Origin of the sequence: Candidatus Culexarchaeum yellowstonense (genome assembly GCF_024707025.1) — an archaeon.
Taxonomy (GTDB): domain Archaea; phylum Thermoproteota; class Methanomethylicia; order Culexarchaeales; family Culexarchaeaceae; genus Culexarchaeum.
The window spans coordinates 1-7,440 of the sequence record NZ_JANGFQ010000075.1 but is presented as its reverse complement, the minus strand read 5'-3'; the positions used below and the strand labels follow the sequence as shown (position 1 = coordinate 7,440).

Below are 7,440 nucleotides of genomic sequence, written 5' to 3'. Positions count from 1 at the left end.
TAGAACTCCAACTACATTCCCATCCTCCAAAACATTGGATAAGTATCTTCTCAAATCATTTAAGTATCTCTCATCCTTTATTATTGATTCCAGCAATCCAGTAACCCAAACTAAACTAACCTTAAGATAGTAATAAACATTTAACACTTGTGTAGGAGAATCTTCATTTCTTATTGAATTGGGTTTCATGAATCTCATTAAGAGAGCGAAAGGATGCAATGAAATGCTTATGTGCTTCTCTTACGAGTACTGGTTTAAGCCAGATATCCCAATTTAAGATGGGAGAATTAAAGTAGTGGGTAAAGTATTGTTTAATGGTATGGTGAATGTTAAGATAAGTATAAGCATCCCTGAAAATCTTCTGAGGAGAGTTGATGAACTCTGCAGATCGATGAATATGGCTAGGAGTGAATTCATTGTTAAGGTGTTGGAGGAAAAACTGGGTGCAGGGGTCGAAGCTGAATTTTATAGATATCCGACAGTCTTATGGAAGTTGAGTTCTAGGGGATACTTTAAGTTGAGGTCCCCTAGATTTCATGGTAGATGGATTGGGGGATGGGTTGTTGAGGAAGTTGAGGGTTAGCTACTATGTTTATGTTTTGTTGCTTCATCATTGTTTTATAAATAGCTAAAAGGTTTTCATGTAAGTCGTGGGGGGTGTGGATGTGTAGAGATTTATTTAAAGTGGAATTTAATTGCCCTTTATTCTATAGGCTAGAGCTTATCAGCCATTTCCATAAAGGTAAACACTTAATTCTTCTACCTTCAACTTCCAATTCACCTTCATAATCCCATGTGATTATTAGTAAATCTTTGCATTTCAATTCTTCAGAAGCTTTAATTAAATTTCCAATTTCCCTTCTTTCAATGTCATTTTTGCTGTTGGCATATGTAACTTGAATTAACTTCTTGGTGCTTATACCTTCCCGAATAACGAAGTCTACTTCGTTTCCATCTCTCTTCCCATACTCCTTCCAGTAGAAAACTTCAAATTTTGATCCCTCCCTCCTCCTTAGTAATTCTATTGCAACCATATTTTCCATCAATCTACCAAAACTTCTTTCAGCATCTGGATAAATCGCTCTAATTATTCCATTATCTACAACGTATAGCTTTTTCGGATACTGCTTCCTCTCCTTTATTGAGTAGGAGAATATTTCTGTGGGGAAGAGGAGGAAGATTTCCTCTGAGTATTTTAAGTATTTGATTAGGGTGGATTTACTGCACTTTAATCCCAAAGTCTTCAGGTAATTGTATATTTTGGAGATGCTTACTTGTTTGGAAAAGCATGTTACAGCATATCTTAAGAAGGCATCTAATAATGTGGGGTCAACCCTATACCTCTCCACAAGATCTTTATAGAAGATTGTTTCATAGTAAGCTCTTAGAATCCTCTCCTTTGTATCAATATCCTCTGTTAAAACAACTTTTGGGTATCCCCCAAATTTAACATATTCCTCTGTTAATCTAAGTATTCTCCCCCTCTCCTCCAAATAGCTTAACACTTCAACATTCTTCAATTCAACCCTCTTCGCCTTCAAAAATTCCCTAAAACTAAATGGGAAAACTGTAAAATCTATACTTCTCCCCCTCAAGGATGTTGCAATCTCTTTACTAGAAAGTTTTGAAGAAGATCCAGAAATAAAAATCCTAAACTTCCCACTCTCATAAACTCTCCTCACCCATCTATCCCAATCCCTAACATTCTGAATCTCATCAAGGAAAAGGTATATTGGAGCATTCTCCACAGGGAGGAACAATTGATAGAAAACCTTCATCATACCCTCCAAATCATTTGCATCCAAATTCCTCAATCTCTCATGCTCAAAATTCACATAAAGCATATTCTCCCTAGAAACCATACCAGAAAGCTCCCTAACAAGCTGAAACATCCTAAAAGTTTTCCCCGCTTGCCTTGGACCTATAATCGCAACTATCGTGGTTGGCTCTAATGGTAATTTTATCTCCCTCTCAACAAGTTCAGGTAGCCTACTCACCTTCCACTCGGAAAGAACAACTTTAAAGTCCTCTTCCCTCACAAATTGTACTATAGCAGAACAATTTTATAAAAATTTTGTTCTCTAAAAGAACAATTTTCATGAAGCATTCGGATAACTCATAAACAAAGCTTTAGATGGTAAAGGTTTATGTGCCATATTCTTTAGTCTGTTTTAGCATGGTTATGGAGTATGTAAGATCGACAGAAATATGTGTTGAAAGGGAAGCAATAATGAAGCTTATTAAACCAAAAACGCAAAGACTCATCAAACATCCTTAACATTTTTAAGTCATAATCCTTCTCCTAAAATGATGAATTTATATAAATAAACTGTGCAATTAATTTTGGGGAATCAGATAGTTACAGCCCCCTTCATATGCTTCATGGTGAGGGTGATAATGAAGAGTAGTTTGGAGGAGAGGGTTGCGAGGATTGAAGGTATACTTGAGCAGATGGATAAGAGGTTAAATCATATTGAAAGTGAAATTAGGGATTTGAAAGCATATTTTGATGGGGAGATTAAGGGATTGAGAAATTTAATGGAGGCTTGGAGGGCAGATTTTGATAGGAAGTTGGGGGATATGAAGGCAAGTTTTGAAAGTAGGATTGAAGGTTTGAGGAGGGAATTGTTTGAGGAGATTAGAGATTTAAGGGGTAGATTCTATTGGATTATAGGAATTCAGATAACAATGTGGGTTACAATAATACTAACAATACTATTCAAACATGCTTAATGACTTAAAATATGAGTCTTAACTTTTAACCTCAGCTTCCCAAAACTCTTCCATACCCATGATTGCTTTCATGTATATGGTTATTTGAAGCATGCCCAATACTTTGATAGTATCCTTTTAAGCTGGGTTAATGTTGAATCAACTTGTCTAGTTATCCATGAGCTTGCCTTCCCCGTTGGTGGTGTAGCTACATCCTCAATATTTAATTTCTCCATTCCAGCAGCGCATGCTGTTACTAGGTAGAAGGCGTTTACAGCTGCTTTAACATTGTATCCTCCACCAAGCCTAATCAAAATCCTTCCACCACAAACTTCATCTGCAATTTTGAGAACCTCATTGGTTAATTCTGGGTAGAATGCCATGGTTAAATTGTAGTTTGTCAGTGGATCTGCAAAGTAGTTGTCTGCTCCAACTATGAATAAGAGTATGTCTGGTTTGAATTCCCTCATTAATGGTGGGAATATCTCCCTCAAAGCCCTCAAATAATTCTCATTATCAACTCCTGGTGGTAGTGGAACGTTAACTGTATACCCCTCACCAGCTCCAACCCCAACCTCATCTATGAATCCCGTTCCAGGGTATAGTGTTCTTGGATCTTGATGTATAGACATGTAGAGTACTGTGGGATCATCATAAAATATCTCTTGAATACCATTCCCATGATGTGCATCGCAATCCAATATAAATGCCCTCCTAACATATCCATACTTCTGCAAATGCCTAATTACGATGGCATCATCATTGAAGTAGCAGAAGCCAAATGAGAAGCCATAATGGGCTTTGGTTGCATGATGACCTCCAAAAGCAACACATTGAACAGCCCTATCAAACTCCCCACCCATGACAGCTCTACCCGCATATATTATCCCACCAGCCTGAATGAGTGCACGTTCATAAGTTCCAATTGGTACAGGGGTATCAGCATCAAGCATACCTCCACCTACACTCAACCTCTTAATCAAATTTAGAAGTGAAGGGTCATGGACTAAGAGGATATCATCTTCAGATGCCTTAAAATCAGGGTCAACAACACGAACATTGGGCAAATCAAGCACACCCTCCACCCTCAACTTCTCAAAGTATAATGCGAGGCGCTCCCTCCTAAATGGATGACCAGGACCAAAATCATGCTCCAACAACTTCCTCTGATAAATCAATGCAACCCTCCTCAAAAACAACCACCACAAACCAATAAAACTCCCATAAACAAAAAGTTCACGGAAATATATGGTTCACATTAAAATCTCGATCTAAAACCCCTCTTTCTAACATTTTCAAAAAAGAGTATGCCATCACAATATTACGAAAGGAAAGCTTTTGCCATTTGATATCAATAATGCCAGACCCACATAATGTTAGGGGGGTTAAGTACGGCATTTTGACTTGTCGATCACCAATAGCTTAAGTCTCTACATCATTACACATATAATTCACCAATAGATGGTATCGATATTAAACAATTGAAAATAGAATACTCTAATACATTTACATTAAGATATATGACATGTTAATTGTATGCGTAAAGTTCAAAGGAACTGTAATTCTTCCCAACAATTATCTTGTTCGTTGAGGGGTCTAATTTAATATCGTAAAACTCCATAACCTTAACTCCCACAATGAGCTCCTCATCCAACCCCTCAACATTTAACAATCAAATCACTATAGAAGTTCCTTAACATACGTCCTTATTCTTATTTCCTGATCACTCCAGATTCTCATTATTTTTGCAAAATAATCATAAAGTCTATAAATATCTTTACACCCTAAAATTTTATGATTTTTTATTACCTCTGCCTTCATGTAAAGTGGAAGCTCCTCAAACAACCACACGTCATAACCTGCTTTATAAATTTTCGAAAATACTTCCAATAAAAGAGAAACCTTATCTTTTGAATCAGGTGCAACAATACATATATCAGTATCTCTTGCTAATGATACATCACTAACCTTAGATCCAAATAATAATACAGCTAAAACATTATCAATTTCAAGCAATGAAGAAAACTCTATATCCATGTTTCGATGAACCTCCTCATCTTTTTTATCTCAGGAAGTAAAATTTTTATTGACCCTAATGCTACCTCATCAGATAACATATTGTATCCATGTACAAGCCTATTCCGCAACCCATTTGCTTTTCTTAATATACTGGATAATGTATCATCAAATAAACCACTTTCCTCCAAAATCTTAATATTTGTATAATCATCCTTTGGCGGTATTTTCAAATCAACCAATTTCATAGCTACAATATCAAACAATGCCCCCACAATCTCTTGAAATGCTTCGTATATCGCTAAGCGCGTCCTCTCCTCTTCACTCATAGGCAACCAAGATTCTATATTAAGTATCCTCCTATCAATATGGGCTAACTTATCCAAATATCTTACTCTTCTTTCCACAATAAAAAGAACATAAAAAACTAAATAAATATTTAATATATCATGTTACAAATGTAGCAACTTTCAGTTAATAAGTCACCGTAATTTTTAAACTTAAAAGAAGCATACTAAAAACATCAAATTTAAGAATCCTGCATACTATTTAAATATTTTTAAACCATTCCACTACTTTCAATTCCCTTTATTAAGTTCCCATCGGCTCCAAATCAGCATTCCCTCACAGAATTTAAATACTATGAAACGGATAGAATCTTAGGAATGCCCTCCATAGAAGAGCTTATTCAAAGAATTGAAAAATGCAACATTTGCAACACTGAATTTAAAGGTTTAGTGATTACGGAAAGCAAACCATACTTAGAATTCAACGTATATGAAGAATGGATTCCCGAACAAAACATAAAATGTTTATTTATAGGGGAATCCCCACCAGGAAGGGATACATTCTTTTATGATTACCAAAAGGAGAATACCCTTAGAAGAAACATGTTCAGCCTTTTAGAAATCAGCAATTATTACTATGAAGGATTATGTGAATTCAAACGGAGAGGCTTCCTATTAATAGATGCAGTGAAATGTAGAGTCAATAAGAAAGGGAGGAACATACCGAAAAGAGTCATCGAAAATTGCTCAAAGATTTTCAAATATGAAATCAAACTATTATCAGAAATTAAAAATGTCAAGAAGATCGTTATCCTAGGAAGCACGGCTTTGAAAGCTCTAATGATGATAGGCTTTCACGAACTAAATGGATATGGCGTGGAGAAAGACTGCGGGAAAACATTAAAGTCAAACAATTTCGAAATATTCCTATGCACACTACCCTTCGCCAGAACCAAGAATTGCTGGAACACTACCAAAGTAAGGGAGAAGCTGAAATCCTTCATCGAAAAGGAATTATAAAATACATTCCAACCAAAACATGCTAAAACCCACACAATAAACTAGAAAAGACCATCAACAACTCAAACATCCACAAAATAAACCATAAACTCATCACTCAGCAAAACATTCCCAAACCAAACAACAAAATTATCAACAAACCCCCTCCACCCAAAAACGATCGTAACCTCAAATCCACAAACCCCCAACCAATATCCACTTCAAAAATTCCAGCCGTAGAAAGCTTTTCCCATTCAATTCCCTCCGCAGGGTTCTGGAGTATAGAGTATGTATGGATATAATTTTATAAGCTAAACCCATAATACATTTTAATTGGTGTATTAATGGAGATTAAACATAAATTTGCCTTCTGGTTTGGGATTGTAATGTTATTTGGGGCTTATGCAAGTCCTTTAGGCATCCTATTAATCTTATATGGATTGGGAGTATTCGATAATGATAAAAGTAAACCCCGAATACTGCAAGCTGACAAAGGAAAAGCTTAAACCATTCATTAAACAGAAGCATTTCTCTCAATTCCCTATACCGGGTTCACATGAAAAGTGATCTAACCCTATCGAAGGAATTGAAGTTGCAGATATTCTGGGTTTTAGGTACACTTTATCTCTTCTCATAGATTATCCGCATCTCCTTTTTCACATCTTCTATTATGTAAGGGCTTAAGCTGCTGAAAATTTCAAGATCAACCTTTCTTCTAAATACTTTCCTCAGCTCATTTTCTATCCTAACCAAATCAAAGAGGCTCTTCTCACTGTTCCGCTCAAATTCGATAACTACATCTATATCACTTCTCCTTTTCTGCTCACCCCTGACAAAGGAACCGAAGATAGCCATAAACACTATGTCATTCTTTCTACAAATCTCAACCAGCTCCTCCTCTAAACCCTCCCTCCTCAACTCTTTAGGCAGATTTTGAATATCAATTCTAACACTCATACCTTGATTGTTAGAAGATTCGCTCAATTTAAGTCTTTCCTCATAAAGTTTTCTGAAACTTGAATCCCTCCGTCAGCTATAGAATTGGGTTTGGAGCCGAAGATTCTAAATCTAGAAGATATGAAGGAAGACTTCGCCGACAAAGCTCTTAAATCTAGAAAAACCTAAACCCCCTTTTTATCCCGCTATGGAGACCTTAACGTTTAAAATTACATAACTCATCCACATGCATTCTCCCATATTTCTCAAATTCAAATAGATTCGTAGAACCCCCATATTCAAATCATGTCATCTTTCAATTCCCTCTATTGGGTTCTACGGAATTGGAAAGACAGCGAGTGCTTATGAATTTGCAAACTTTCAATTCCCTTTATTGGGTTCCTTATGATTGCAAATCCATGTGGCAATAGATGTATGAATGCCTTTCAATTCCCTTTATTGGGTTCTTTTTTGATGGTGATAGGTTATG

The 7,440-nt window shown here is 36.2% G+C and carries 12 protein-coding genes; 4 read left to right on the top strand and 8 right to left on the bottom strand.

Annotation, left to right across the window (positions count from 1 at the left end; all coding sequences use genetic code 11):
- On the bottom strand, window positions 1–189 hold a 189-nt coding region (locus MRT15_RS08010), incomplete at its 3' end, for a hypothetical protein (protein WP_304329557.1).
- A 106-nt stretch (window positions 190–295) separates the two neighbouring features.
- Here MRT15_RS08010 and MRT15_RS08005 point away from each other — a divergent pair.
- Window positions 296–583, top strand: coding sequence for a ribbon-helix-helix domain-containing protein (locus MRT15_RS08005; RefSeq protein ID WP_304329556.1), 288 nt, complete (start codon window positions 296–298; stop codon window positions 581–583).
- Between the two features lie 124 nt (window positions 584–707).
- On the opposite strand, the gene MRT15_RS08000 is transcribed toward MRT15_RS08005, so the two are convergent.
- Complete coding sequence (locus MRT15_RS08000; protein WP_304329555.1) at window positions 708–2,039, bottom strand: ATP-binding protein; 1,332 nt, start codon at window positions 2,037–2,039, stop codon at window positions 708–710.
- A 358-nt stretch (window positions 2,040–2,397) separates the two neighbouring features.
- Between MRT15_RS08000 and MRT15_RS07995 the strand changes: the two genes are divergently transcribed.
- Complete coding sequence (locus MRT15_RS07995; RefSeq protein WP_304329554.1) at window positions 2,398–2,733, top strand: hypothetical protein; 336 nt, start codon at window positions 2,398–2,400, stop codon at window positions 2,731–2,733.
- A gap of 80 nt (window positions 2,734–2,813) precedes the next feature.
- Here the strand turns inward: MRT15_RS07995 and MRT15_RS07990 are convergent, their stop codons facing one another.
- The 4 genes from MRT15_RS07990 to MRT15_RS07975 all read right to left on the bottom strand — a co-directional run bounded on the left by MRT15_RS07990 (window position 2,814) and on the right by MRT15_RS07975 (window position 5,057).
- On the bottom strand, window positions 2,814–3,905 hold the full coding sequence (locus MRT15_RS07990) for a histone deacetylase (RefSeq protein WP_304329553.1): 1,092 nt from the start codon (window positions 3,903–3,905) through the stop codon (window positions 2,814–2,816).
- Between the two features lie 335 nt (window positions 3,906–4,240).
- The gene (locus MRT15_RS07985) at window positions 4,241–4,384 is read right to left on the bottom strand and encodes a hypothetical protein (protein ID WP_304329552.1); all 144 of its coding nucleotides are present in this window, start codon (window positions 4,382–4,384) and stop codon (window positions 4,241–4,243) included.
- An 8-nt stretch (window positions 4,385–4,392) separates the two neighbouring features.
- Entirely contained in the window at window positions 4,393–4,749 is a 357-nt protein-coding gene (locus MRT15_RS07980) for a hypothetical protein (protein WP_304329551.1), read from the bottom strand.
- Window positions 4,740–5,057 (bottom strand): DUF86 domain-containing protein, encoded by a 318-nt coding sequence (locus MRT15_RS07975; RefSeq protein WP_304329550.1) that lies wholly within the window; start codon window positions 5,055–5,057, stop codon window positions 4,740–4,742. The genes MRT15_RS07980 and MRT15_RS07975 overlap by 10 nt, the downstream gene beginning before the upstream one ends.
- A gap of 336 nt (window positions 5,058–5,393) precedes the next feature.
- On the opposite strand from MRT15_RS07975, the gene MRT15_RS07970 reads away from it, so the two are divergent.
- The gene (locus tag MRT15_RS07970) at window positions 5,394–6,035 is read left to right on the top strand and encodes a uracil-DNA glycosylase family protein (RefSeq protein ID WP_304329549.1); all 642 of its coding nucleotides are present in this window, start codon (window positions 5,394–5,396) and stop codon (window positions 6,033–6,035) included.
- 62 nt (window positions 6,036–6,097) lie between these two features.
- Here the strand turns inward: MRT15_RS07970 and MRT15_RS07965 are convergent, their stop codons facing one another.
- Window positions 6,098–6,223 carry a hypothetical protein gene (locus MRT15_RS07965; RefSeq protein ID WP_304329548.1) on the bottom strand — a complete coding sequence of 42 codons (126 nt, stop codon included), beginning with the start codon at window positions 6,221–6,223 and terminating at the stop codon, window positions 6,098–6,100.
- A 135-nt stretch (window positions 6,224–6,358) separates the two neighbouring features.
- Here MRT15_RS07965 and MRT15_RS07960 point away from each other — a divergent pair, with 135 nt between their 5' ends.
- Window positions 6,359–6,520 (top strand): hypothetical protein, encoded by a 162-nt coding sequence (locus MRT15_RS07960; protein WP_304329547.1) that lies wholly within the window; start codon window positions 6,359–6,361, stop codon window positions 6,518–6,520.
- A gap of 115 nt (window positions 6,521–6,635) precedes the next feature.
- Here the strand turns inward: MRT15_RS07960 and MRT15_RS07955 are convergent, their stop codons facing one another.
- Window positions 6,636–6,998: a nucleotidyltransferase family protein gene (locus MRT15_RS07955; RefSeq protein ID WP_304329546.1), complete on the bottom strand. Its 363-nt coding sequence runs from the start codon at window positions 6,996–6,998 to the stop codon at window positions 6,636–6,638.
- Window positions 6,999–7,440: the final 442 nt, after the last annotated feature.

Bases quoted from the DNA above. Each gene is read 5' to 3' on its own strand.
- MRT15_RS07975 (WP_304329550.1), bottom strand. From the start codon at position 5,057: ATGAGTGAAGAGGAGAGGACGCGCTTAGCGATATACGAAGCATTTCAA.
- MRT15_RS07970 (WP_304329549.1), top strand. From the start codon at position 5,394: ATGCCCTCCATAGAAGAGCTTATTCAAAGAATTGAAAAATGCAACATT.
- MRT15_RS07980 (WP_304329551.1), bottom strand. From the start codon at position 4,749: ATGGATATAGAGTTTTCTTCATTGCTTGAAATTGATAATGTTTTAGCT.
- MRT15_RS07960 (WP_304329547.1), top strand. From the start codon at position 6,359: ATGGAGATTAAACATAAATTTGCCTTCTGGTTTGGGATTGTAATGTTA.
- MRT15_RS07995 (WP_304329554.1), top strand. From the start codon at position 2,398: ATGAAGAGTAGTTTGGAGGAGAGGGTTGCGAGGATTGAAGGTATACTT.